Origin of the sequence: Bradyrhizobium sp. LCT2, assembly GCF_009931255.1 — a bacterium.
Taxonomy (GTDB): domain Bacteria; phylum Pseudomonadota; class Alphaproteobacteria; order Rhizobiales; family Xanthobacteraceae; genus Bradyrhizobium; species Bradyrhizobium diazoefficiens.
In genome coordinates this window covers 8099966-8126053 of record NZ_CP034432.1, presented here as the reverse complement: position 1 = coordinate 8126053, position 26088 = coordinate 8099966, and the positions used below count along the sequence as shown (strand labels likewise).

The window sequence follows — 26088 nt, the reverse complement described above, 5'->3', positions numbered from 1 at the left end:
TGAAAAAGAACCGATCGGGACGTTTCTGCCGAAACTGATGGCCAATAAAATAACATAGTCCCGAACGGGACGTTCTTGGAGGCTCTTTTGGTGGGGTTCTGGACCCTTCCTGTCGTCACAAAGGCATAACGAGGAAAAAGCTCGGAAATGAAGCAACTCCGCACAAAAAATAGTTTGAGTACCAGCAATATAGCTTCCCACGTGAACTATGCGGCACCAGGAATGATAGTGAGCACGAAAGTGCTTGACGCCAGTTCTTGATATGTTCTATTCATCTCGGCCGGACATTGACGGATCTTTCATCTTCTGGTTGCAGTCCTAACCAGGGGATGAGGTCATGATTTTTGAAAATTTGAACGTCAAACGAATTTCGATTCACGAGGTTTTCGAACGTGAGGCTGACCGCAGGCGCAAGCAGCCATCCTACGCCGAGGCTCTTGAGCAGCTTCACGTCGACGCCATTGCTGAATTCCGGCAGCGAGTGACCGCAGCGCTAGCTGCAGAACAGAAGAGCCTACAGATGCGGATCATTCGGCATGGACCAGGCTCCCACCTGTACGACGTGCAGGAGTTGGTCGCCGCCGCCGACACTGATTTTCTTTCCATTTCGAGACGAGTGCCCGATCGGCTCGCCGATGTGCAGCTCTCGCAGTCCATCCCCGGCGGGGTTGTTCTTGTTTTTGACGGCACAGTAGGCGCAGGAAACCGGAGGTACGTCGGCGTCATCAAGGCTGAGAAACACTCGGGATTCCGGCGGTATAGAAGCCGCGATGCGACATTCACTGAATTCCTGGATGATTTGTTCCTCACACCCACTCAGCGACTATACAAAATCGGCATGTTCGTTGAAACCTCGGCGGGACTCGCTCCTCCAAATGGCTGGGATGCATATGTGTTCGACACCAATATCTCGAAAAGTCATCGCGAGGCGGCTGCGCTCTACTTCTACGATGCGTTCCTTGGCTGCGGCCTCATGGAAGACGGAGCCTACGAAACCACTCGATTTTTTGATCTCACTAAGGACTTCGTTCGACGATCCGGTTTTTCGCGGGACCAGAAGCAGGATCTTGTGGATGCTCTGCATACGTTCGTGAAGACAGAGACGGCAAATACTTTCAGTAGCAATGAATACGCAACGCAGTATCTGCCCGCCGATGCACGTGATGCTTACCGAGCTTTCATGGAGGCAAACAGATTCCCGTCCCGCGCCATCGTCCGCGACATCACACAGATGGGACAACGATTGCGCAGGCGGCGATTTCGTTTCGGAGCAGAAATTGAGCTTTCCGTTTCTACCGATGCTCTAAATTCGCATGATGTCGTGATCGAGACAGGAGCCGCATCAGATTTCGGGGGAGAAGGCTCAGATACCTGGACCCGTGTGACAATCCGTCACTCAATGACAGACGAGCGATAGTGACAGAAGCAGAGTTTTTGGACCGCTGGCGCAAGGAGCTTCCAGCCTATACGGCTTGGGGCAAATTCGTCGCGCAAAGGCTTTGTGGAGCAATCGAAGCTACTGTTTCGCCGCTCTCACTTGAGGCGTTCCTGAAGATCCCAGTCAAAGCGCGCACCAAGCAGGACGACTCACTACTTCAAAAGGCCTTTTACCGCGAGAAAGGCTATCAGGACCCATATAGCGAAATCGAAGACAAGGTCGGACTTCGCTTCGTCGTCCTGTTGGCAAATGACGTGGACAAAGTGCAAGAGGCCATTTTGTCTATCGACGACTGGATAGCCGAGAAGGCGCGCGACTACCTGCAAGAGCAGAAAGCGCGGCCATATGAGTTTGATTATCAGTCGGTGCACTACATACTCAGATCGCGCTTGCCATTCCGATTTGAGGAGGTTGAGATTTGGGCTGACTTGCCCTGTGAGGTCCAGGTACGGACACTGTTACAACACGCCTATAGTGAGCTCACGCACGACACCATCTACAAGCCGAATGTCCAAGCTTCCCCGGCATTGAAGCGCGCCGCCGCCAAGAGCATGGCGCTCATTGAAGCGACAAGCGACTACTTCACCGCGGTCAATGACGAGATTGAGGAGGCGCTGGCTAAGTCGAAGGAAATATCCCGGCTTCTCGATACCTGCTACTCGGAATGGCTCGGTGTTGAGTCCAGTGAGGGGGCGCTGCAGTCGTTATTGGTCGATCACTACGCCAAACTGGTCAGCGAGAGCTTTGAAAGCGAGCTTAGGAAATGGTGGTCTGAGAAGAGTTTCTTGCGCGAGATCATTCTGCAGCGGCGCAAGGAGTTGGTCACCTATCGATTGTCGGCTATTCTTCTTGTGTATTTCTGTGTTTCGAATTTTCCAGCTATGTCGAAGCGGGATGCGCCCCTTCCGGATAAAGCGCTTGCTCACATCTATTCAGACTTAGGTCACTCTCTCGCTAGTTCATAGTGATCGCGTGGATCAGCGCGCACTCAGGACTGGAGTGCCGTTGCACCTCCGACGATTTCCTGTTGCCGGCCGGCGCAGACGCGTTCACGACAACAAGAGTTCGACCGAGCCGGTCAACAGCTGCCTCACTTTTTCATCGTGCTTTCTCAGCACTGCAAAGATCGCTGTGATCTTTCAAGTGAACCGCCCCGGGTTTGCCGGAGGCTCCAACTCCTGAGAGGATGGAGCCATGACGAGCAAGACAACGAACAAGTTTTCAGCCGAGGTCCGGACCCGAGCGGTTCGGATGGTTCTGGATCACGCCGGCGAGCACCCGTCGCGCTGGGCGGCAGTGACGTCGATCGCGGCCAAGATCGGCTGCACGCCGCAGACGCTGCATGACTGGGTCAAGAAGGCCGAGGTCGATAGCGGGCAGCGGGCCGGCGTTCCAACCGAGATGGCCGAGAAGCTGAAGGCGCTCGAACGGGAGAACCGCGAGCTTCGGCAGGCCAACGAGATCCTGCGCAAGGCAAGCGCCTATTTTGCGATGGCGGAGCTCGACCGCCGGTCCAAGCCATGATCGCCTTCATCGACGATCATCGTGGGGCGCATGGGGTCGAGCCGATCTGCAAGGTGTTGCCGATCGCCCCCTCGACCTACCACGCCCATGTGGCCAAGCGGCGCGATCCGGCCAAGTTGTCGGTACGCGCCAAGCAGGATGCCAGGCTGAAGATCGAGGTTCGGCGTGTGTTCGAGGAGAACTTCTCCGTCTATGGCGCGCGCAAGGTGTGGCGTCAGCTCAAGCGCGAAGGCTTCGATGTTGCCCGTTGCACAGTCTCGCGATTGATGCGGGACATGGGTTTGCAAGGGGTGATCCGCGGCAAATCCGTCAAGACTACGATCAGCGACAAGGCTGCGCCATGCCCGCTGGATCACGTCAACCGCCAGTTCAAGGCGACAAGGCCGAACGTTCTCTGGCTCTCCGACTTCACCTATGTCGCGACCTGGACCGGCTTTGTCTACGTCGCCTTTGTGATCGACGCCTATGCCCGCAGGATCGTGGGCTGGCGAGCCTCGCGCACGGCGCATGCAGGCTTCGTGCTCGATGCTCTGGAGCAGGCACTGCACGATCGACGGCCGGTCCATCGCGGCGGCCTCGTGCACCATAGCGACAGGGGTAGCCAATACGTCTCGATCAAATATACCGAGCGCCTGGCTGAAGCAGGCGTGGAGCCCTCCGTCGGCAGCGTTGGAGATTCCTATGACAATGCTCTCGCCGAAACCATCAACGGTCTCTACAAGGCCGAGGTGATACATCGGCGTGGGCCATGGCGCAGCTTCGAAGCCGTCGAGTTCGCTACCCTGGAATGGGTCGATTGGTTCAACAACCGAAGGCTCCTTGAGCCCATCGGCAACATACCGCCGGCCGAAGCAGAGCAACGCTACTACGCCATGCTGGAACAACCCGCCATGGCGGCATAACTTAAACCAAATGGCCTCCGGCAAACCCGGGGCGGTTCACAAGGGCATCACTGTCCTGGCTCAAGATCGACCTTGAGTGGAAATTGCCACCGGCGCTTTTCGCCACAACGTCTTCAGTCCTAAAACTCACTGCACCAGATCGTCTCTGCGTCGCTATCGCTACCCGCATCGCTGAACACAGACAAAGCTAAGCAGGAACGCGGAGGTTCAGAATCATGTTGTAATATTTGCTGCCTATAGAGGATACTTGTGTTGCGCTCTTGGGGCGTAGATTCTCCTTTTGCTCGGCCGCCGGGCGCAGGATGAGACCGACAACGCCCGACAGGCTGCAACGCAAACCGACTTAAGAGTGGCGAGGCTCGCGAATGGGCGGAAGCGGAAAATTCTACATTAAGAATGGCTACATCTATGGACCGACAAACGGCGGTCAGTTCCCGCAACAACTACATTTGAGCTGCTGCCGGTTTGATGGACACCGAGATTGGGTGTTTTATCAAGCCGGAGGTTGGTCATGCAGAGACGGAAGTTCAGCCGAGAGTTCAAGATCGAAGCGGTCAAGCTTGTCAGGGAGCGCGGGGTGTCCGTGGCGCAAGCCGGCCGCGACCTGGGGGTTCATGAGAACGTACTGCGCAAATGGGTGAAGGAGTTCGGCTCTGACCCGGTGCAGGCCTTTCCCGGCCATGGGCAGATGAAGCCCGAGCAGCAAGAGATCGAGCGGCTGCGCCGCGAGGTCGCCAAGCTGAAGGCCGAGCGGGATATCCTAAAAAACTATCGCGGGCCGTTGCCCGCCTGCGCGCGGTAGAAACTGCCCGTGCTATCCTCACCTTGCGGAGGGTGGCGGCCGTCGGCTTATTGGAGGTTAGTCCCCGTTAAAAAACGTGGTCCATGGGCGCATGCGAACTTGAGAGTGGTGACGCCGCTTCGGCGGCGATCCCGATTAGGAAGATGACGATTGGCATAGCCCAGACCCTCCCGTTCATATTTTGACGGAGGATTGTGATGTCCAAGACGACGACCGGCAATCGCCCGGAATTGAAGCCGGTCAATGTTGGTGCGGCCGCCATCGACATTGGATCAAAAATGCACATGGCAGCGGTCGACCCGACCTGCACCGACGCACCGGTGCGCGCGTTTGGCACATTTACGCAGGACCTGAACGATATCGCGGACTGGTTCAAGGCATGTGGCGTGACCAGTGTGGCGATGGAATCCACCGGGGTCTATTGGATCCCGGCCTACGAGATTCTCGAGCAGCGCGGGTTCGAGGTCATTCTCGTCAATGCGCGTTATGCCAAGAACGTGCCTGGGCGCAAGACAGATGTCAGCGATGCCGCATGGCTGCGCCAGCTCCATTCTTACGGTCTGTTACGCGGGAGCTTCCGCCCAGATGGCGAGATCGCAACCCTGCGCGCCTATCTGCGTCAGCGGGAGCGACTCGTGGAATACGCAGCCGCCCATATCCAGCATATGCAAAAAGCCCTGATGGAGATGAACCTGCAACTTCATCACGTTGTCTCCGACATTACCGGCGCGACCGGGATGCGAATTATCCGAGCTATTGTCGCGGGCGAGCGCAATCCCGACGTGTTGGCGACCTATCGCGATGTTCGCTGCCATTCCTCCGTCGAGACGATCCGCGCCGCACTGGTCGGCAACGATCGGGACGAACATGTCTTCGCGCTGACCCAGTCGTTGGAGCTCTACGACACCTACCAGGCCAAGATGCTCGACTGCGACCGCAAGCTGGAATCTTTGATAGCGGCGCTGACTGACAGAGGGATCAAGCCGGTCGGCAAGCTATCCAGGCCGCGGGTGAAAACCAAGCAGGTCAACACGCCGTCGTTCGATGTCAGGGCCGCGCTATACGGTGTCCTCGGCGTCGATCTGACCGAGATCCATGGGTTGGGTCCCTCACTTGCGCTAAAGCTCATTGGCGAATGCGGCACTGATCTCAGGGCATGGCCGACCGCCAAGCACTTCACCTCCTGGCTGTGCCTGGCACCGGGGAACAAAATCTCCGGCGGCAAGCTGCTCTCTTCGCGCACGCGGAGATCGTCCAGTCGAGCAGCGGCGTTGTTACGGCTGGCGGCCACGACTATCGGGCGGAGCGATACGGCGCTCGGAGCATTCTATCGACGGCTGTCCTCTCGTGCGGGCAAGGCAAAGGCCGTGACGGCGACCGCCCGCAAAATTGCGGTCCTATTCTACAACACCCTCAGGCACGGCATGACCTACAGGGATCCGGGTGCGGACCACTATGAGGAACAATATCGCAGCCGTGTCCTCGCCAATCTGAAGCGGCGCGCCAAGTCACTGGGCTTTGTTTTGCAAGCTGTTCCGTGTGACGCTGAGATGGTTGTTTCTTAGGAAGGCCGCAGCCTACTTCGCGAAGGAAGCGACATGAAGTTCGCCTTCGTCGCGAAGCACCGGACGATCTGGCCGGTGGCATGGCTATGCGATGCGCTGGGAGTGTCGCGGTCGGGCTTCCATGCCTGGCTGAACCGCTCTCCCAGCGCCAGATCCCGCAGCGACGAGGAGCTCGGCGGCAAGGTCAAGGCCAGCTTCGTCGCCAGCGACCGCACTTATGGCGCACGCCGGGTGTGGCGTGACCTGCTCGCCGACGGGGCGGATTGCGGCCTGCACCGGATTGAGCGGCTGATGCGCCTGCAAGGCTTGCGGGCGCGGCCGCGACGCCGGCGCTTGCCGAAGGATGACGGCGATCGACAGCTCGAGACCGTACCGGCGAACCTCCTTGACCGGCAGTTCGCCGCCGAGCGTCCCAACCAGAAATGGATCGCCGACTTCACCTATCTCTGGACGGCCGAAGGCTGGCTCTATGTCGCAGCGGTGATCGACCTGTTCTCACGTCGCGTGGTGGGCTGGTCGATGAGTGCGGCCATGACGGCACAACTCGTGACGGACGCATTGTTGATGGCCGTCTGGCGACGCGGCAAGCCGGATGCGCTGTTGCATCACTCCGACCAGGGCAGTCAGGGCGGATTCAAGCGGTCGTCGCAACACTCCGAGGTTGGAGGTTGCGGTGAACATTCGAAAGCGGCGATCGGCACGATCAGGACGAGCGCCATTGCCATCGCCAGGGCGGCCGTCTGCTGCAGGGCGCGACGAACAGAATAAATTCTGGCGGGCGATCGCCAGCGGGCTGAGCAGCGAAGAGGCTGCGCTCGAAGCAGGAGTGTCGCAACCTGTCGGTACCAGATGGTTCCGAAAGGCGGGGGGCATGCCACCAGCGATGTTCAGATCTTCGGCCAAGCCGCTCTCTGGGCGGTACCTCTCATTGGTAGAGCGCGAGGAGATCGCACTCCTCAAGGTGCAGGGTCATTCCATACAGGAGATTGGGCGCCGCCTCGCGCGGGCTGCCTCGACAATCTCCCGTGAACTGCGGCGCAATGCGGCCACCCGCAGCGGCGGGTTGGAATACCGGGCGACGACTGCCCAGTGGCATGCAGATCGATCGGCCTGTCGTCCGAAGCTGACCAAGCTTGCGCTCAACACCACCTTGCGCACTTATGTGGAAGAGCGACTTGCCGGTGTCGTCGTGGCTCCGAGCGGCACTCCCGTTCCTGGTCCCGCCGTTCCGTGGAAGGGCCGCCGGCATGGGCCGGCAAGGATCGGCGATGGGCCAAAGCCTGGAGCCCTGAGCAGATTGCCCGACGCTTGCCGATCGACTTCCCGGACGACAAGACGATGCGCATCAGCCACGAAGCTATCTATCAAGCCCTCTTCGTTCAGGGCCGTGGGGCGCTACGCCGCGAGCTGACGGCCTGCTTGCGAACAGGGCGTGTGTTACGGACGCCAAGAGCGCGCGTACGCAGGCGAGGCAAGGGCTTTGTCTCGCCAGAGATCATGATCAGTGAGCGCCCCGCTGAAGCGGCCGATCGAGCCGTGCCGGGACATTGGGAGGGAGATCTTATCCTCGGTCTTGGCAGCTCGGCAATCGGCACGCTGGTCGAGCGCACGACGCGCTTCACGATGCTCTTGCACCTTCCACGGTTGGCGGGGCATGGCGAAGCTCCGCGCGCGAAGAACGGGCCCGCCCTCGCGGGACATGGGGCCGAAGCCGTGCGCGACGCGATCACGCGCACCATCATCACTTTGCCCGAAGAGCTGCGCCGCTCGCTAACCTGGGATCAGGGAGCCGAAATGGCACAGCACGATCGTCTCAAGATCGATGCGGGTATCCAGGTCTACTTCTGCGACCCGCAAAGCCCTTGGCAGCGCGGCACTAACGAGAACACCAACGGATTGCTGCGGCAGTACTTCCCGAGAGGCACAGACCTGAGCATCCACAGCGCCGACGAGATATCCGCTGTGGCAGCGGCCCTCAATGCCCGACCGAGAAAGACACTAGAACCTATCTCAAAATTGAAGATCAGCGTCGATCGGCTATAAAGGAAAGATGATTCGGCTGACGGACGAGCAATGGGAGCGCATCCGGCAACACTTTCCGGAAGAGCACCTTGCCGACGGCCGGCCGGGCCGGAAGCCGATTGCGACGCGTCAAGTTCTCGAAGCCGCTCTTTGGATTTTGAACACGGGCGCGCAGTGGCACATGCTGCCGCAGTGCTATCCGAACTATAAGACCGTACATCGTCGCTTTCAGAACTGGTGTCGCAATGAAGTGTTGCGACGCGTTCTGACCGATATCGCCAACGAACTTCGCGAGAAAGGCTTGCTCGACGAAGAGGAGTGTTTCATCGACGCGACCTTTGCGATGGCCAAAGGCGGCGGTGCAGAGATCGGCCCAACGAGGCGCGGAAAGGGCTTAAAAATCATGGCGATTGTGGATCGCCACGGTTTGCCGCTTTCAGTGAGCACGCATGCCGCGAACCATCACGAAGTGCGCTTGGTACAGCTCTGCTTCGACTTCTACATGATCGAGGCCAAGCCAGAGAACCTGATCGGCGACCGCGCCTATGACAGCGATGCGCTCGACGATGAACTGCGGTCACAAGGCATCGAGATGATCGCGCCACATCGTTCAAACCGAGTGAGGTCGCTCACCCAGGACGGCCGCAGGCTCCGTCGTTATACTCGGCGTTGGCTAGTCGAACGCTTCTTCGCCTGGATACAGTGGCGGCGGCGCCTGCTGGTCCGCTGGGAGTTCTATCCGCAAAACTTCCTCGGCTTCATCCAGCTCGCTTGCCTGTGATCCTGTTTCGACAATTTTGAGATAGGTTCTAGGCTGGAAAACCCCGGCGGAGGCGCTTGACGAATTGCTGTCATGAGTGAAAACAACTGGTGTTGCGACGACCGTTTGAATCCGCCCAGTACACCAACGAGCAGTTCCAGCGCCTGATGGCCGACCACGGCATCGTTTGCAGCATGAGCCGCTCCGGCAACGTCTGGGACAACGCGGCGATGGAGAGCTTCTTCTCCTCGCTCAAGACCGAGCGTACGGCCAACAAGATTTATCGAACCAGAGACGAGGCACGCGCCGATGTGTTCGACTACATCGAACGATTTTACAACACGACCCGCAGGCACTCGACCATCGGCTATCTCAGCCCGGTTGAGTTCGAGCGCAAGGTGGGATTAGCTTAACCGGGTGTCCATCAAACCGGCAGCAGCTCAATTTACGGGCCGCGCAACAGTGGCCAGTACTACATCAACAATAGCTATATCTACGGTCCGCGATCTTCCGGGCGCTGGTATATCTCCAACGACTATTTTTATGGCCCATCGGAAGAAGATTACCCTCCATTCATGACCTGAGCGTCGGTCAGCATGCTGCCACGCACAAGATGAGCGAAGATTTGCAGCCCCCGCGATCTATTAGGAAATCGTTGCCTGTCGAAGTCGAAGGATTCCCTATTGAGCGCACAACATCTATCTTAGGTCGCGCCGTTAGACCAGTCATTCGCCGAGCCGTTCGGACGATGACGCTCTCGATCCAATAAACCAAACCCCAGCCTGGGTTTGTGAACCCGCATACCTGAAACGTCAAGTGCGCGCTGCGTTCTTTCGCTGGTGCTCATGCGAGCGGTATTGAATACTCTACGTACAGCGGTGCTGCGTCTGAATGTGCTGACTTGGGACCTGCGCTGACGCGCGCGAAGAAGGATTCCCAGTCATCGCGACTGAGCTCGCCTGGTTTGTCCTGACGGTGATCCCGGTCGGCATGCAAATCATCCAAAGACTTGTCTGCACGCAATACTCTCCCCTTCGTTCTTTCCAAAAGACGTGCCAGTAGCGAGGGAAATGGCATGTTCCAGTGCTTCGTTTTGCGAGCGAATTCCTCTCTCACCGGAATCATGGCGACAAGATCTGGATGGGTCATGAGTTCAAGTCCGTTGGCCCGCAGTGTCGCATTATGGCTGGCATGATGGCCGACCTTATAGAGCACCGTTGCGGCTAGAAGTTTTTGTATGTCAATAGCGGCTGGGTCTTCTCGCTTGGCGCCGCTCGGCCAAACGTATTGCTGCCAAGACTCCCAGTTTCCGACCTGTGCATCTCCCGGGAAGAGCAACACGCGAGGATCAGTTTTGCTTCCAAACGCGAAAGCAAGAACCAAGCTCGTGTTGTTGGTATCCGAATCGAGCTTCAGAGCCAGCTGTTCCGCGGCGCCGAGCCAATCGCGGTCGATACGCCGCCATTCTTCGCGTTCGGAAAAATAAGGCTGGTTCTGTTCCCGTTCGACTTCCGAAAGCCGGCGGAAATGCTGGTTGTCGAAGGGCATCGAAAGTTCGATGGCTCTGGCTTCGTCAGCATCAAGCGCAATGGCTTCTTTCTCCAGCTGAACCGCCGCGGCCAAATAGACGCCGAGTCCAGCGCTCTCGTCGGTCAGGTAGACCTCTCCCTTTCGCGGGTTGCTGCGGAGGAGAAACTTGGTATCCTTCGGAGGACCGAGAATGTATGCTTCGACGGGAATTCCAGCGCGCAGGGGAATCGGATCCGCGCCTGGCGTGAAATATCTGACCTTTTTGGCAAGCCCCTTGAGCATCGTCAGAATGGCTCCGGTATCCATCCTCGATGCAGCCGCACCTGGCGATTGACCCGTGAACGCAAGCAGCTCTCTCACTTCATCGCGTTGTCCTGCGCGTCTTTGCGCTGTTGCTGCCTCTTCGTCATCCTCGTCCGGAGCGGCTGCGGCCGGCCCGAAGTGCTTGTCAAGCGTCAGCAGGAGCTGAAGTGCCTTTTGCCGTCGCGCACGAATCCGTGCCGCATCCGCATCCTTGTCGTTCTCTGTCCAGGCAAGCCAGAGCTCGTCGATCTCGAACTTTCGGAAAATAGTCTCCGCCTGACAAAATCCGGACAGATGGTCCCAATGTTCATGGGTGACCACCAAGACATCGAGATGAGAACCCGTCGTTCTTGCTAAGTCAGCGGCGATCTCGTTCATAATGTCCGCCGCTGACGGCATTCCCTGGAGCGCTCCGCAATCGATCAAGATCTTCACGTCGCGTTCGGGGCCGACGGGAACCCTGATCAGAAAGCAGTCGCCGAGGATGTTGTTGTACATGCGAACGGAGATGTGGCCGGGCTTGGCTCGTGCAGGTGTTGCGTCTGACACTGCATCCGCCGCGCTATCCAGTCCCGCTTCAGGAGATGGAGCAGAGGGGGCACCTCTCTTGCGCGCCTGCTTCTTATATGCTGTCTTTTTCGCAGTCTTTCGCTTTGCTGCCGTTTTTCGTGCGCTCAACATGGCGTTATCCGTTCCGATGCAGAAAGGCGAACGGCTCTTCGCGGGAATCGAGACCGAAATATGTAGCTCCGAGCGACTCCGTCTCACGCTCAAACAGAAAACGCCTCTGCGCTTCGAGTCGCGATGCGCTTAAGATGTCCTTGCTTACGATGTACCGAACTTTCCCGGAATGAAGGTCGATAATCAGCGTGCAGCCGCCGCGGAAGGTGAAGTCCGCCCCGCGCGACCGGTGACCTGATGCGTCGGCGTTCGTTTGGTCCTTGGCGTCGCTGAAGCCTCTGCGCTCCTGGACGATCTCCACCACGAGCTGTGGAAGTTCCTCGCCGTCAGGACCGATACGACGCGTGGTTCGGACCGACTGAACATCAAAAGCCGGGGCTCCGCCATCCCTGATCGACCGCCTGATCGTCTTCGGCGCGTCGTCATCAAGCGCCAATCCCATCTTGCGGAGAGTTTCTGCCGGTAATCTGTTTCGATCCTTCAGCCGTCCATAGAAGACCCCCGCGTTATCGACGGCTTGCTTCCAAAGATCCTCGCGGCTTTCCTTGTGGCTCGTGTCGATTCCGTCGAGCCATCCGAGAGCCACGTCCTCGTCCGGCTCCCCCCACAACAGGCTGTCGACTGCCAAGGATCGGCAATCCCGCGGGTAGATACCTCTTCTTCTGAACGATTCCACAAAGGCAATGCGGTATCCACGATCATCATCAGCGACGAGATCGCTGTCGGCGGTGACAACCGCTCTCAGAAAGTCGCCGAACGTGATGTCGACGGGAGGAAGATAATCGAGCGCACGGATGCACATCCGCAGGACATGGCCTGCCGTCTTGTTCGCCTCCGCAGTCAACCGGTTTAGCAGATCGGGATGAAGATCTCGGTCGGGAAAGCGCTCGCCTTCGCCAGTAACCATTCGGATAAGGTCCGCCACGCGGGTTCTATAAATGGTTACGAATGCGTCGAAGACCGCCGCGACAAGGATGGCGCCGCGCTCGTGTGGCTCCGTCACATGCGCAATCGCACGTGCGTCCGGAAGACCGGTCACGGGGTCGATCTTGTCGATCCCATCGCGCAGAGCTCCGTAGTTGCCGATCGCCTGGCCGAACTGCAGAGCAAGATTGCTGAGTAGCGATCGCTGGGAGAGATCGCCGCGTAGCCGTCCAATTTGGTTCTTGACCGCCTCGGGCATAGTAAAGTGCTGCAAGAGCGCAACGATGTCGGCGAATGCTTCGTGGAATGCCAGCGAGTCGGGATTGCTCGGCTCAAGATACATTCTGTGCATGCCGTCCAGAATCGCATGACTCATCTCGTGCGCGATGATGTCGTGCGACAGACAAGAAAAGATCATTCCGCCCGGCAAATTATTGCCAACGTCCTCACCACTGGCCCGAAAGTAGCCAAACAAGAGAGCTCGCTTTTGCGGACTGTAGTATGCGTTGGCCTCACGCAGCGCGTGTGGATGGATGCGGAGTTTGCCAATGTAAGTCCTGCGTTTATACGCAGTCAGATCGTCCCTTCGCGCCCATCTCCACGCCCAAAGAACACGTCGCCCGAGCGCGCTCTCAAAATTGCGGATCGTCGTCATGCCGATCGCATAAACCATCTGTTGATGGAATTGCGGGTTGCCCTCCGATGGAGCGTGCCCGTCTTGCGCCAGCAGCTGCGGTGAGTTCAGGTCAACCGGTTCGTAAAACGCCCCACTCGCGGGGTCTACGTCAATCACCTCAAGGTATTCGCCCGTTGGACCAGCCTCAAGTTGTTCCCAGGGTACTTTGATCACTGCCGCGTTCATGGTCGCGGTCCGCAGATCGGTCGAGGCGGAAGGGTCGAACGCATAGACGCGCAATCGTCGGAACGCGGGAGAGCTGGGCTCGCGCACGATCAATATCCACCAGCAAAAGGAAATTGCGTCGGAGGGGTTATGGTGACGCCAAGCTTCGTCTGCAGTGCCGGATCAATATGTGCACGCAGGGCCGCATCGCAGATGGCATAGCCCCAGTTCATGAGCCGATCCTGTAAATTCCTGGGCATCGCCTCCAGTCTGGTCGGCACCTCAGCGAGGGGGATCGGATTGCGGGTCGTACATCCAAGCGGATCCTGGCCAAGCCTGTAGTCGGCGAAGGTCGTCCGAATACCCCAGTACGTTCCCGTGTGGTCTTTACGTTGGAAGGAATCGATCAGGTGTCGCTTGCGCAAACTCCTGACCTGGTTGTCCACTGTATCAAGCACGCGCAAGGAGTGGCGGGCCCAATCCCGATGCGGATCAGGCTCAGGAGCGATTTTCTGTCCTGCGTCGCTGACCAGCAACGTCGTGTACCTCTTCGAAATCGTCTCCAGGCCGAGATTGTCATACACTCCGCCATCGCTCAAGATCGCCGTCTTTGTGTAGGGCTCGCGGTGAAGGTCAGCCCCTGGGGTGTTCACGACGTCCTGTGAGATATCGAGTTCGCACGGGGACAGGATCGGGGGAAAGGCCGAGGACGCAGCCACGGCCTTCGCAAGCGGAACATCCGGGCGCTCGACCAATCCTACCCTGTAGTCGCCCATGTAGTTGCGCGAAAAGCGCCAGAGTGCCGCCGTCTGAATATTGGTCGCGTTTATGACGAAGCGCGGATTGCCCGGTTGGCTATCGTCGGGAAGATCTGCAAGTTTCGCCCCCTTCAAGGCGACATCGTCGTAAGCTTTTGCGACGCGGTCGCTGATGGAGCCGGGCAGCAGGATGCCACCTATGATCGCACCAGCGTCGATAGTGGTATCAGCCATGGATCTTACTTGGTTGATGATGATGTCGAAGTTGGTTGCAACATCGTTCTGGAAAGTAAGCTTCTTCCAGTTAGAACCGAGTATCCCAGCGGTAATTGAGCCGCCGGACACGCTGGAGATCCGTTTGATTTTGCGCAGCAGCGACAGCTCATTCAGTCGGATCAGTGCCCCGACATGGAATACCATGGCACGGTAGCCACCCCCAGAGAGCGCGAGGCCAATTCCCTCTTCAGGCTGGGAGGGGGCTCTGTCGATGAACTCGTCCACGGACATCAGAAACGCTCCAATAGCTTCATGCTGAGAGGTTGGTCTTAGAGGAGCATCCATCAATTGGCATGCCGCTCCGCAATATGCTTACGAACATACAAAGTAGGTTTTATGAAAGGGCGGAAATAACGATACACGCTTCGGTAGAATTGGCAAGCGACCGACCCATTGGGTGATGGACCCTCCGCTCATCCTGCGAAGCGTGCCACGCTCTCTCCGATCACAAGCATGCCCTGGGTTTCCACTGACTGCCCGTTGACTCCCGGTTGCGATGGACGCAACGTAACTATTTTGGGTTATAGGAGGGGGCTGTGCGCTTTCAATTGAAATGTCGGGTGCGATCAGCACGTCGTGCTGTTGCTTTGATGATGTTGTTGGCTTGCGCTACGGGCTGCACACGAGGCGAGCTTGAACATAAGGCTGACGCCTACAATCAAGCCATTGCCGAATCGAACAATCGTCAAATCCTGCTGAATGCGGTCCGAGCGAGTCAACGTGCGCCGATGTCCTTCGTCGGCTTCGGAGACGTCGCTGCGACTCCGACTTTTTCGGGGGCTGCTGGGGGGACGTTCAATTTCGATCCGTTGGGCCTCACGACGTACAATATCAATCCTACGCTCAACGTGAATGGCGGATTCACATCATTCACGATGAACAATCTGAACTATGCGGCTTTCGCCCAGGAGCTGCAGCGTCCGCTGCCGCCCAGCATTGTCGAGTATTTCGATCAGCTGAAGTTTCCTAAGGAATTGGTGAAGCTGATCTTTGTACAAGAGTACACGCTTCCGGTGCAAAAAAGGCAACGGATCGCAGCCGAAGCGGCGGCGAAGTGCAGAGCGAGAGCCAATCAACGTGATGCTGATATCTGCGACGCAATGGAACGGGATCGTGACCGCTTTGACAACGCCGGCTGCCGAGACTTTCCGGAAACCCATGCGACCATGACACTGCTAAATGTTGGCCGTGATCTATGTGCGATGGTCACCTTCCAGACGTTTGTAAGACAATTGCGGCTTCTCGAGATTGAACTGCCATTCAAGCCGCGTACCACCCAAGCGATTCTGTATTATCTCGGCGACCTGATCGCGGCCCAGAATTACTCGACGCATCCGTTTGTACCCGAGGTACTGGTCGAAAAGGACAACCGAAGACTGACGGTTCCCCTTTTCGAGGTCAGGCGGGCCGTTCCAGCCCCCGCCGGAGCGGCCGCTGCCGTCTCGTACAGTGGCGAGAATTTCTTCATCCCGACACCTGCCTTTGGCAGCACCGAAGAAGCACGTTCACTGCAGGTGTTGGATTTGGTGTCACAGGTGATAACCGCCGCCACCTCCAAGGATGCGCTACCAAAAACCTCGACCGTCACTTTGGTGCAAGCTCGATGAATTCGGCAAGCCAGCTCTCAGGCGGTGCTGTCTGACGGACGGCCGTGAGCGGCCTGAAGTCTATGCGTTGATCGCGCTGGAAAAATGCAATTTCGCTCCAGAAGAAGCATAAATGATGCGTCAGACTTGGGTAATGATTTGCAGTTGACCGATAGACAACTCGCTCTCTGACGGCGCGTCACAAGCGGGTTCATTGGCAATTTCCGTCATGCCGGTCTCCAAAGCCGGAGATTATTTTCTCGTCCTCGACCAGAAAAGTTTGCCCGGTACATCGTCCATTTGAGTCCGTGGGTCGTGCTCGGCCAAAAAGCAATGGATCAGCCTCGTTACGGCTCGGGTTCAGGTTGAGTTACCAACGGGTATTGATGGGGTTCTTCGCGACCTTGGCGATGGGAGGTTTAAGTGGCTGAGACACCGTCGCCTGAAAGCCTTGGAGGGTAGTTATCCGCTGGTAATCTTGGCGGGTTTATTTTCGGGAAATCTGGGAGTACGTAGCCCCTCCGCTGCCGTCCATAAGGAGATCCACGTCAGGACGACTGGATACGAACACGCGGTAACGGAGAGGCCTCCTTCCATTCACCCAGGCGGTATGGTAGTATACATTTGATATTGCAAGCATCACGTGTTGTTACGTCGGGACGACGGGAAACGGGTAGGCGTCAAAAACCCGGGCTCTCCAAGACGTCGCTCGTGGAGCTCATAGTTCTATCAAGAAATTTGGGTGTACCAATGAATTGGAAGCCCGCCAAAAAGCGGATCACCGGTTTGCAAACCATCCGAGTTGCTCATCCTCTTACGCATGAAGGAGGCACTTTGTCGTATGCAAGTCCGCTTCTCTTCAGCTGGAAGGATTTGGTCCTATCGCTCGTTCGCACAACGACGCTCCAGTCTGCGGTCCCAAATCTATCTCAAGAGGAGAGGATATGGCTCGCTCACTCGAACGCGGCTTGTCATGCTGAGCGGATAAATCTTTTCGTCAGTCCTCGGAATGCCGAGTTTTCGGTCACGACAAAGGTCGATATCCTTCCGGATGAAGATCTGACCTCTTTGGCTGCGAAAATGGGAGTGGCTGTCGCAGATCTCGTGATGGAGCGCCTCGGCTTTCATTGGCGAGCAAATGTACTGGAGATCGAGCTTAGTCCATCCGTAGGCGATCCTGACTCGAAAAAGAGAAGGCCGGATTTTGTTTACGATCCTGCCGGCAAGTATGGCTTCCAACCAAAAAGCGTTGTGGTCGCCGAAGCTAAGGGAAGCCTCTCGAGAGTCCGGGCAAAACGCGCCGCGATACGGACGCTTTCGCGCAAGGCGTTTGCGGAACAAGTGCAGCATGTCATTGGCCAGCCAGCCCGTGATGTCATCGTGGCCGGCGGATATGGAATTGCGTTCGGCGCTATTCAGGGCGACCACGCCCCGGGCGCCGTAGGTGAACAGGTGTCGACACTGGCGGTTGCGAGCCCTGAATCGATCGCTGTGGTGGCGGCGAAGGCTAAAACGAAAGTAAACTCACTGTCAGCCGCCGCAACTTACGGGCCGCGCCAGGTTCAGAAAATTCAAGTGCAACAGGTACCGCAACGGCAACAACAGCAGGAGGAGTTGCGGCGACAGCTCGAGCAAAGGAGACACGGGCCCCGTGGGCCCGGCGGTCCCGGCGGGCCCACCGATGGTGGCCCTCGTCGGGAGCGTGAACAGAGAACGGCAAGCGGCCGCATAGCTTATGCAAACTATGAATCAGCCTTTCTCCTCTGCGGCGCCGACATCGCTGCAGGCTTCCTGCGCAATATTCTTGACGGACGAGGAGTTGCGGACATAGGTCCGGATCGCTCTATTCAAGAGTTCTGGGTTGTAAACCACTCTAGCGGTCCCTTCTGGACGAGTTCGTCGCGGGGAGTCCCATGGTGGCCTTGGTGGGGGCGCGAGCCGTTGTTGTTCGGAATCCATGAAACGTCGGCCAAGGAGATTCTGCGCTCCGTTGCTAACAACCTTGAGCGCGTTCCAGACACGGTCAACCTAACGGTAGCGCCGATCGAAGTAGGTTCGGAGCCAGATGCTGATCTCGATATCGCCATTCAGGGCGACGGCTTAGCTCTGTTCTCCGATCCGCGGCTGCGGCCCGAGCGTCGATACTGGGACCTGCGAAAGGGCGAGTTGTTGTGACCTAGTTGCCCCCGGCAGCGGTGACGCGCCGGCACATTGACGGAGACATTTGCTTTAAGAGCCAGTCAGTGAATCGTGGCAAATTGCGGAGAGATCGACAGTTTAAGGACGTGCAGGCCGGAACGGCCCAGAGTTGGGACCGATCTGAAATTGGCTGCCGAAACGGGGAGGGGATTTTGCCATGCGTGCGATGCTGATTTCCGTGTGGCGAGCGCGACGCGCGATTGCCGTTCCAGTTGTCACGCTGATGATCGCCGCAGCACCTTCACTTGCCATGGACAAGCCAGGCAGTGCCGCACCTCCGCAGGACGTTCAGCAGCAGCCACTGAACGCCCAGAAGATGCCACTGAATGTAGAGCAGACGTCGCCAAGCGCTCAACAGCGCTCGGCCGTCGAAAAGTCAGCACCAGCCAAACCTGAGGTGCCCGTCCAGCTCGGGTCCCCGCTCCAGATCCTTGATCTTAGTCTCGGCAACGTCGAGCCGGATCCCGTAATCCTGGGCAGCGCAGCGGTTGGGTATTTCGAACTGTTCGTGCGGTATGTGGACGACTCGAGCGCCCGACTGGGCATGGGCGAGGCGTTGGATCGGCTGGCAATCGCGATCGATGGCGAGACTATCGTTCGGGGTGTGGCCTCGACGCGCCTTCCTGATTCACCCCAGGCGAGCGCAGGCAACTCACGCGTTGATCGGATGAAGGGATCGATTGTCTTCACACTCGATAGCCAAGTGCGCTCAACGTTCCTCGGCATCAACTGGGGCTCGTCCCATATCGTCTACCTTATCGACCGCGAAGCCGGTATCAAGTCGAACCCTCTCAACATTACAGTCCGCAGCCCCTTGCTGACACTGATCGGCTTCTCAGCGGCTGGCGTGGTACTCTTTGCCCTGTTCGGCCTCGTCGCGTTCCGTACTGTTCGGGGCAAGCCTCAGAAGCTCGATCCACCCATTGTGGTTCCGTTCAAACAGCCCGAAGCGGAGGCAGGCGCGGTGGCGCGGCCGGTACTGCCGACACCCGAACTGCCACCGACGTTACTAACGGCACTTGCGGAAGGGCGGGCGATGTTGGCGCTCGGCGGGGGCGCCTCCGCGCAGGCTGGTTTCCCGGATGGCCCGGCATTCGTGGCCCGGCTAGTGGAGCAGCTGCGTGATGGGCTGCCGAAGAGCCTGATTGACAGCGTCGAAGCCGAGGCAAAATTGGCCGTGTCAGGCGATGGCTTTAACAAAGTCATGGATGCAATCGCAGCCGCGGTCCCACACGAGCGCATCGCGCGCGAGATGCAACAGATCGTCTCCGGCACGCGGCCGAATCGTTCGGTGCACACGACTCTGGCTGATCTTGCGTGGCGCGGCGCCATTACGCTCGCGCGCGACACGCTGGCAGACGGGATCTTCGCAACCAAGTCCGGCTGGGCGAAGTTCGCGCTAGACCAAGCAAGCGAGCTGCCGAACGCGATCAAAAGCGGTACGCATCCGTTCCTGCGGCCGATGGGCGATCTCGATCGGCCCGATTCCCTGTCGCTGTCGATGACCGAATTCCGCCGCAACCTCGCGCGCTGGCCGGAGTTTCAGCGCCAGATGGCGCTCTTGCTGCAAACGCAGAATTTCATGTTCATCGGCGTCGGCGCCACCACGCTAGAGCAGTTCCTTCAGGCGGTTGGCGTCGACCTGGAGGTTACGGGCGACCGGCACTTCGCGCTCGTGCCCGATCGCCATGACATCGGCCTGTTAGGTGCGACGCTATCGCGATTCGGCGTGACGCTTTTGCCCTACACTGCGGACGCGACCCACACCGCGGTAACGGAGTTCGTAGGGAAGCTGGCCGCCCGCAGCCGCGCCGCCGCGCCGGCCCGTGCCCGGCCGCAAGGCTCGTCCCATGAGTTCGCGACCAGCCGGATCGAAGCGATCAAGCTAACCAATATTGGTCTGTTCGAGAACCTCGACCTGAAATTCCAGACGGAGATTTCCGGCGTCCCCGGGGCCGCATGGACGGTGATCTTCGGTCCTAATGGCTGCGGCAAGTCGAGCATCTTGCGGGCCATCGGTCTTGCGCTCTGCGGGAATGAAGCGGGGGCCGCTGCCACCCGCCTGCTCCAGGTGGGGAAAAGCGAAGCGACAATCGAGCTCACGTTCGGCTCGCAGGTTCTGCGCACGCGGCTCGTGCGCAATCGCGATGTATCGGTGGTGGCGAGCGCGACCACCCCGGTGCAAGGCGGTCTGGCGCTCGTGCTCGGCTTCCCGGCCCTGCGCGGCGCCCCTACCATCAATCCGAAGGGTGTGGCTCCAATCGAGGCTCGTCTTGCGGAGCCCGCGGACGGGCTGCCACTGGTGAGCGGTGAGGTCGATCGCAGACTCGGCAGCTTCAAGCAGTGGCTGATCAACGTGCTGGAGCAAGCCGGCCGCGGAGATGCACGCGCTTTGGCGAAGAAGACCCTACTCGACGACATGATCCGCGATGTAGTGCCAGGCATGTTTCGCAAACTTGCACCGCTCGACAGCAGCTATGTCATCCGTGTGAAGACCGATGACAGGGACGCTGCTTCGCCCGAGGACGTGCCGTTCGATGATTTGAGTCAGGGTATGGTATCGATCTTCAACTGGCTCGGCGTGCTGGTGCAACGGATGTACGACTTCTATCCGCATGTATCTGACCCGCAGAAGCAGCATGCAATCACCCTGATCGACGAGATTGACGCCCATCTGCATCCGGATTGGCAGCGGCGACTCGTCGAACTATCGAAGAAATTCTTCCCGAACGTCCAGGTGATCGCTACCTCGCATTCGCCGCTGCTCGCAGGTGCGCTGCGCGCCAAGGAAATGTGCGTGCTGGAGCGCGACAGGCGCACCGGACGCGTCGGCCCGCTGCCATTCGACCTCGATTTCTACGGTCGCAGCAGCCAGGAAATCCTGACAAGCGTGGTGTTCGGCCTGCAGTCCGACCGCAATCCGGAAACGGAACGCCTCATCCACCGCTACTACGACCTTTTCGAGAAGGTGAAGAGGACCGAGTCCGAGGAGAAGGAGCTGCAGGAGCTGGGCAAGCGTCTCAACAATGTGAGCTACGGCGCGATCACCGAGGCCGCCGTCGCCAAGACCACAGAGCCAGAGGAGTGGTCGGCCGAACAGATGGAGACCCTGCGCAAGCACTTCGAGGCGGCTAGCACAGAAAATTCGAAGGTGGTCTCATGATTAGGGTAGCAAAAGACCCCCAACAGGACCCGTCCTGGCAGGACGTCTTCACCGAGGCTACGCGTGAGCGTGGCGAGCTGATCAAGGAGTTCAAGAAACGGGGCGACACCACAGTCAGCGACCAGCTCTACAAAAAGTACATGAGCTTTCTGCTGAAGCTGTTCAATCAAAAATGCGCGTACTGCGAGACTGTGATCGGCAGCAATCAGCCCGGCGACGTCGAGCATTTCCGTCCCAAGGGCCGCGTTGCCGACGACAATTTCAAGCCAATCAAAGTCAAGGTCAGCAAGTGGGGCGAAATCGATCATCCCGGCTACTACTGGCTCGCTTACGACTGGGACAACTTGTTTCCCGCCTGCATTGACTGCAACCGCTATCGCAAACACGGCGCGGGCAAGGACGAGGGCGCGGGCAAAGCGGATCGCTTTCCGGTCGACGGATTCCGCGCATCCGAGCCCGATGAAGAAAAAAAGGAGATCGCACTGCTCATCAATCCGAGCAAGGATGAGCCGAATGATCACCTGCAGTTTCTGGACAGCGGCGAGGTCGTTGCGAGAACCGAGATGGGCAAGCAGACGCTTCACCTGTTGGGTCTGAACCGCCGCGAGGTCCTGGTGAAGGCGCGCAAGCTTGCTTTTGGCAGCGCACGTGCACTGCTGCAGCAATACTGCACGGCTGTCCTGACCGGCAGCGAGGAGCAGGACGAGTTGCGCGAGCGTATCAATGCGATCTGGGAGGGGCGAGAAGCCTATACGGCGATGCAGAAACTCGGATTCGAGATCATCCGTCAGCGCATCGCGGGCAAGGGAATAGCGATAGAATTGCCGCTAAGGAAAATTTGAGAACGAAAGGCGATGGAATGAATTTCGATGTTGCGCGGCGGGCTGCAACAGCTCTCGCCATTCTAGTGCTGATCCCCGTTGCTGCAGCATATGCAAAAGTCGAGGTGGCCCCGGGCGGGGTCGGGAGGAGCCGTGGCCCTATCCGAGACAAAAGGTCCGAACCCGCAGACGACTCTGATCTACCTGCCGCCTGCCGGGGCGCGTGAGCTCGAGGATAAGGTGAGCTACAAGATCGGCGATGCGCCCCAGACGCCGATCGAGATCAGCGTGCGGCCGCGCGCGCCGACGCTGGACAGCCCAAACATCTATGATGCCTCGTTCAAGGCGCTCTTCGTGTTGTTCATTCTTGCGGTTCTGGTGGAAAACGGGCTTGCACTTCTGTTCCGCTGGCGGCCGTTTCTCAGCTATTTCGATTCCCGCAGCACGAATGCACTAGTGGTTCATCACAGTGATTATGACTCTTTGGCGGTGGCTGGATAGGCGCGGCCGAGTTTGGTGCGGGCTTTTTCTGTTGTGAACATCCATTTGATGCGGGCTCGGGTTTTATTCCGCCTCTTTTGCCATGCTGCGATCTCGTTTCGGAGCCTTTTGGGATCGTCGATGCGGCGGCCGAGACACTGACGCTGTAGCACGCTGATCTCGCACTCGACCATATTGAGCCAACTGGCGTGCTTCGGGGTGAAGTGGAATTCGAGGCGGCGCAGGATGCGCCGGGCCTCGGCGGGCGCGAAGGCCTCATACAGCGCCCCAGGCTTGTGGATCGACAAATTGTCCTGCACGACACGGATGCAGGCGGCGTCGGGATAATGGACGTCGACGAGATCACGCATGCAGTGGGCGTAGTCCACGGCGGCGCGGCGGTCGGTGACCTTGACGTTGCGCCAGCCCCGATGTGGATCGAAGGTGACGAAGAGATTGGCGGTGCCGTTGCGGCGATACTCGTAATCGTAGCGCTCGCGCTGTCCCGGTTGGGCCGGGACCGGCTGGCGCACCTCGCCGATCAGCTGGATGGGGGTCTCGTCGAAGCAGACCAGCGGCCGGGCGGGATTCTGCGTCTCGGCGTAGAGGTCGAGCACGTCCTCCATGCGGGCAACGTATTCGCCGTCGACATGGGGAATGCACCACATGTCCCTGCGCCACGGCTTGAGGTCGTTCTCGGCCAGCCGGCGACGCACGGTCTCGCCCGACAGGCTGTTGTGATCGGTGAGCTTGACCATCGTGTCGGCCAGCAGCGTCAGCGTCCAGCGTTTGCAGCCAGCGGGCGGCTTGGCGCATGCGGTCGCCACCAGCAGGGCTTCCTCCTTGCCGGTCAGCTTGCGCTCAGCGCCCGGACGCGGCTCCTCGCTCAGGGCCCGCTCCATATTGCCTTCCACGAAGCGGCGCCTGGTCCGGCCGACGGTGGAGAGGCTGACACTCACGGTCCGGGCAATCTCCTCGTCGCGGCAGCCTCCATCGGCCGCCAGCAAAATCTGCGCCCGCTTAAGCTTGCGGGCGGCGTGCTTGCCGCCGCCGAGCATCGCCGTCAGTTCGTCGCGCTCGGCTTGGCTCAATTCGACCCGATAACGTACATTCATGCTTTGCCTCCTTGTCGGAGGCCGGGACGAATCCAACGATGAGTCAAAAATCAGGCGCGCGCTTCACCGAGAAGCAGGGTTATTACCTGGCCTTCATCCATACCTACGCCCATATGTTCGGACGTCCCCCCGCCGAAGCCGACATCCAGCGCCACTTCCGCGTCAGCCCGCCTTCGGTCCATCAGATGATCGTCACCCTCGAACGAAACGGCTTCATCCGACGTCAACCCGGCGTCCCCAGAAGCATCGAAATCCTCGTGCCACCGGAAAGCTTGCCGATCCTCGAATGGCTCGGTATCAAAACGTCAAAATCACTGTGATGAACCACTAGTCGCGTTCATTTTCTCGCTCGCCTTGGTATTGTTGTTCAATCTTGATATCGCGAACCAGCTGATCGGTATCTACACCGATACACCGAGGACGGTTGAGCTGGGTGGCTGGAACGGGTTGCCAGGGACACTGCTCACAGCAATGATTGTGGCTGGCGGAAGCGCTGGTGTTAATAAGGTCTTCCAGGCATTCGGCTTTCGCCCGAGTAGCGTCGAGGAGCAACCTCCGCCGCCACAACTGGACGAACAGCATGCGTGGGTAGCTGTCACGCTTTTGCGCGATAAGGCCGTCGGTACCGTAGCCGTATGGATCAACGACGCCGTAGCTGGCTCGATTCCAGGTTCATCACCAAAAAACAAGTTTTGGCGGTTCTTCGTGCGCGACAAAGGACGCTACCCACAGACTGCAGGTCGTCCGGTTGCTTCGGATGCTCAATACGCAATCGAGGTCAAAGGCCTCGATAAGGGGGGCAATGAGCTCAAAAACTCCTGGGGTCCTTACAAGATCGGCAAACGCGCTATCGTCGACATCGAGTTGAAGCTCTAGCGACTTGCCGGAAGCGAGGGATTGATATTTGCAGCGTTGTGTAAGATGGCCTTCAGTAAGCATGGGGCAGAGAATTAACCTGATCTCGCCGCCCCGTTCGGCGTGATGTAGGGACGAGCATCGCCGTCAAGATCTAGCGCCATTCGGATACGAACTGAGACTGCTTACTTCTGCTGGATGTCCAGGTCTGCGCCGCAGGCGAGTGCCGAGGGAATAGATGAGTCTCTGATACGATCCGGAAGGGGGTTTCGGGATGTGCGGGGAATTCGAACGGCCGCCGTGGTGGGGACACAGGATGGCATCATGTTGGCCGCTTGCTGGAATCACGCGGAGATCGTCATATCCGGCGTCGGCCGGCATGAGTACTGGTAGCCCAGTGACCCCGGACGGCGGATGGACCTCAAGCGACAGCTCGGAGGTGTTTTTCGAGGAGCCGGTGCATAGACTGATTGCAAGCTGACCAATCCGTTTCGTGCTCAGTCCGGACGGCCAAACCAGAATGGAGCCGCCTGCGGCTTGGATTGCCTTGATGAGTGAAGAGTGATGAGGCGCACGTTTGGTGCTGTTCGAAGTCTGTCGCGGCACAATCCATGTCTGCGTATGGACGCGGGTATCGCGGCCCTCCGAAGACCAGTGATCGTGATCCCAATGCGATAGGATAATCGGCGGGGTATTGCACTGGCAGAACGAGGCAAGCGCTGCGGGGAACGTGAAGGCGTTGGGAGCGGCGCCGCCCCGAAATCGAAGTAGCAGACGACCTCCTGATTCGAGATGAGTCCGTTGGCCGAACCTTGCCCTACGTCGTAAACCGCGATTTCGTCTAAGGTGGACGAAGAGCGGAGCGCGTTCTCGATCTCCTGCTCAGTTGCGTCCGGCACTCCCGTCACCGGATCAAGCGGATCGAGAGAATTCAGGAACTGTCCGGCATCGGGTGCGGCTGGTTCTATCGATACCACCCCGACATCGATCGCGGGGCCGAACAGATTGTCGAACAAGGCTGCAGGCCTTCCGCCGTAGGCCAGCGCTATTCTCACCCAAATGCCCTCGAGTGCCAGAAGCGCTGCCTCGATCGACGAACCGAAAGATGTAGGGCCGCCGATCGCGATCACGTCAACCGGGTCGTACCGGACTTCGAGCAGATACAAAGGCATTGAAGCGTAGAACTGTGTGCTTCCTGCCGGGTCGAGCGGGACAGTCACCGCCGAGGTAAGTTGCGCCTGCAACCAGTCTCCGGCGACCGTGCCAAACATGAGGACGACGCTTCCGTCGTCTGAGATTTCGGCCTGATCGAGCACTCCGTATAGGACATCCGGAAGGTCTCGCTTTCGCATTTGTGGGCCGGATGGCGTCGACGGGCCGTTCGGCTCCAGAGCTTGCATGAGTAGGAACGGGTTGCAGTACGGGATCGATTTCCCTCCACCCCCCGGCTGCCCGTCTTGGTGGCCCGAAGATCGCGGTGGAAACTGCATCACCGTCCGGACGTGCCCAGAAGACGGCCGTTGCATAGGTTGCTGCATCGTGA

At 58.7% G+C, this 26088-nt stretch carries 17 protein-coding genes, 4 pseudogenes and 1 other annotated feature; of the genes and pseudogenes, 16 read left to right on the top strand and 5 right to left on the bottom strand.

Annotated elements, in window-relative coordinates; all coding sequences use genetic code 11:
* Nucleotides 1-337 precede the first annotated feature (337 nt).
* From EI171_RS38365 to EI171_RS38325, 9 genes and pseudogenes are all read left to right on the top strand, one after another.
* Nucleotides 338-1417 carry a nucleoid-associated protein gene (locus tag EI171_RS38365; RefSeq protein ID WP_161536357.1) on the top strand — a complete coding sequence of 360 codons (1080 nt, stop codon included), beginning with the start codon at nucleotides 338-340 and terminating at the stop codon, nucleotides 1415-1417.
* A complete protein-coding gene (locus EI171_RS38360) occupies nucleotides 1417-2403 on the top strand; it encodes a GTP pyrophosphokinase family protein (protein WP_161536356.1) in 987 nt (328 codons plus the stop codon). Before EI171_RS38365 ends, EI171_RS38360 begins: the two co-directional genes overlap by 1 nt.
* A 229-nt stretch (nucleotides 2404-2632) precedes the next feature.
* A protein-coding gene (locus EI171_RS38355) for an IS3 family transposase (RefSeq protein WP_246740238.1) occupies nucleotides 2633-3864 on the top strand; the annotation gives its coding sequence in 2 pieces (ribosomal slippage) (nucleotides 2633-2924 and nucleotides 2924-3864; 1233 coding nt in all).
* Nucleotides 2917-3033 (top strand) — a sequence feature (AL1L pseudoknot). It overlaps the preceding gene by 117 nt.
* Before the next feature lie 511 nt (nucleotides 3865-4375).
* Nucleotides 4376-4648 (top strand): annotated as a pseudogene (locus EI171_RS38350) (transposase); the annotation flags it as partial.
* A 215-nt stretch (nucleotides 4649-4863) separates the two neighbouring features.
* Complete coding sequence (locus tag EI171_RS38345; protein ID WP_161536355.1) at nucleotides 4864-6231, top strand: IS110 family transposase; 1368 nt, start codon at nucleotides 4864-4866, stop codon at nucleotides 6229-6231.
* Nucleotides 6232-6858, top strand: a pseudogene (locus tag EI171_RS38340) (IS3 family transposase); the annotation flags it as partial.
* A 244-nt stretch (nucleotides 6859-7102) separates the two neighbouring features.
* Nucleotides 7103-8274, top strand: a pseudogene (locus tag EI171_RS38335) (IS30 family transposase).
* A 7-nt stretch (nucleotides 8275-8281) separates the two neighbouring features.
* Nucleotides 8282-9034, top strand: a complete 753-nt coding sequence (locus EI171_RS38330) for an IS5 family transposase (protein WP_161536354.1) — start codon at nucleotides 8282-8284, stop codon at nucleotides 9032-9034.
* A 113-nt stretch (nucleotides 9035-9147) separates the two neighbouring features.
* A pseudogene (locus EI171_RS38325) lies at nucleotides 9148-9426 on the top strand (IS3 family transposase); the annotation flags it as partial.
* A gap of 430 nt (nucleotides 9427-9856) precedes the next feature.
* On the opposite strand, the gene EI171_RS38320 reads toward EI171_RS38325, so the two are convergent.
* The 3 genes from EI171_RS38320 to EI171_RS38310 are packed head-to-tail and all read right to left on the bottom strand — an operon-like array spanning nucleotide 9857 to nucleotide 14557.
* Nucleotides 9857-11527 carry an MBL fold metallo-hydrolase gene (locus EI171_RS38320; protein WP_161536353.1) on the bottom strand — a complete coding sequence of 557 codons (1671 nt, stop codon included), beginning with the start codon at nucleotides 11525-11527 and terminating at the stop codon, nucleotides 9857-9859.
* A gap of 4 nt (nucleotides 11528-11531) precedes the next feature.
* Complete coding sequence (locus EI171_RS38315) at nucleotides 11532-13400, bottom strand: hypothetical protein (protein WP_161536352.1); 1869 nt, start codon at nucleotides 13398-13400, stop codon at nucleotides 11532-11534.
* Between the two features lie 2 nt (nucleotides 13401-13402).
* The gene (locus tag EI171_RS38310) at nucleotides 13403-14557 is read right to left on the bottom strand and encodes a patatin-like phospholipase family protein (protein ID WP_161536351.1); all 1155 of its coding nucleotides are present in this window, start codon (nucleotides 14555-14557) and stop codon (nucleotides 13403-13405) included.
* Between the two features lie 305 nt (nucleotides 14558-14862).
* On the opposite strand from EI171_RS38310, the gene EI171_RS38305 reads away from it, so the two are divergent.
* The 5 genes from EI171_RS38305 (at nucleotide 14863) to EI171_RS38285 (ending at nucleotide 22596) form a co-directional block, all read left to right on the top strand.
* Entirely contained in the window at nucleotides 14863-15933 is a 1071-nt protein-coding gene (locus tag EI171_RS38305; protein ID WP_161536350.1) for a hypothetical protein, read from the top strand.
* Between the two features lie 729 nt (nucleotides 15934-16662).
* Nucleotides 16663-18087: a hypothetical protein gene (locus EI171_RS38300; RefSeq protein WP_161536349.1), complete on the top strand. Its 1425-nt coding sequence runs from the start codon at nucleotides 16663-16665 to the stop codon at nucleotides 18085-18087.
* A gap of 181 nt (nucleotides 18088-18268) precedes the next feature.
* Nucleotides 18269-21274 (top strand): AAA family ATPase, encoded by a 3006-nt coding sequence (locus EI171_RS38295; protein ID WP_161536348.1) that lies wholly within the window; start codon nucleotides 18269-18271, stop codon nucleotides 21272-21274.
* Nucleotides 21271-22116 carry a hypothetical protein gene (locus EI171_RS38290; RefSeq protein ID WP_161536347.1) on the top strand — a complete coding sequence of 282 codons (846 nt, stop codon included), beginning with the start codon at nucleotides 21271-21273 and terminating at the stop codon, nucleotides 22114-22116. Before EI171_RS38295 ends, EI171_RS38290 begins: the two co-directional genes overlap by 4 nt.
* A gap of 132 nt (nucleotides 22117-22248) precedes the next feature.
* Nucleotides 22249-22596, top strand: coding sequence for a hypothetical protein (locus EI171_RS38285; RefSeq protein WP_161536346.1), 348 nt, complete (start codon nucleotides 22249-22251; stop codon nucleotides 22594-22596).
* On the opposite strand, the gene EI171_RS38280 is transcribed toward EI171_RS38285, so the two are convergent.
* A complete protein-coding gene (locus EI171_RS38280; protein WP_161532241.1) occupies nucleotides 22569-23690 on the bottom strand; it encodes an IS630 family transposase in 1122 nt (373 codons plus the stop codon). The two genes, EI171_RS38285 and EI171_RS38280, sit on opposite strands and share 28 nt — an antisense overlap.
* A 38-nt stretch (nucleotides 23691-23728) precedes the next feature.
* Between EI171_RS38280 and EI171_RS38275 the strand changes: the two genes are divergently transcribed.
* Together EI171_RS38275 and EI171_RS38270 are read left to right on the top strand one after the other, a co-directional pair.
* Complete coding sequence (locus EI171_RS38275) at nucleotides 23729-24010, top strand: LexA family transcriptional regulator (protein ID WP_126262178.1); 282 nt, start codon at nucleotides 23729-23731, stop codon at nucleotides 24008-24010.
* Nucleotides 24011-24053: 43 nt separating this feature from the next.
* Nucleotides 24054-24566, top strand: coding sequence for a hypothetical protein (locus EI171_RS38270; RefSeq protein WP_161536345.1), 513 nt, complete (start codon nucleotides 24054-24056; stop codon nucleotides 24564-24566).
* A gap of 476 nt (nucleotides 24567-25042) precedes the next feature.
* Here the strand turns inward: EI171_RS38270 and EI171_RS38265 are convergent, their stop codons facing one another.
* A complete protein-coding gene (locus EI171_RS38265) occupies nucleotides 25043-25861 on the bottom strand; it encodes a hypothetical protein (protein WP_161536344.1) in 819 nt (272 codons plus the stop codon).
* Between the last annotated feature and the right edge of the window lie 227 nt (nucleotides 25862-26088).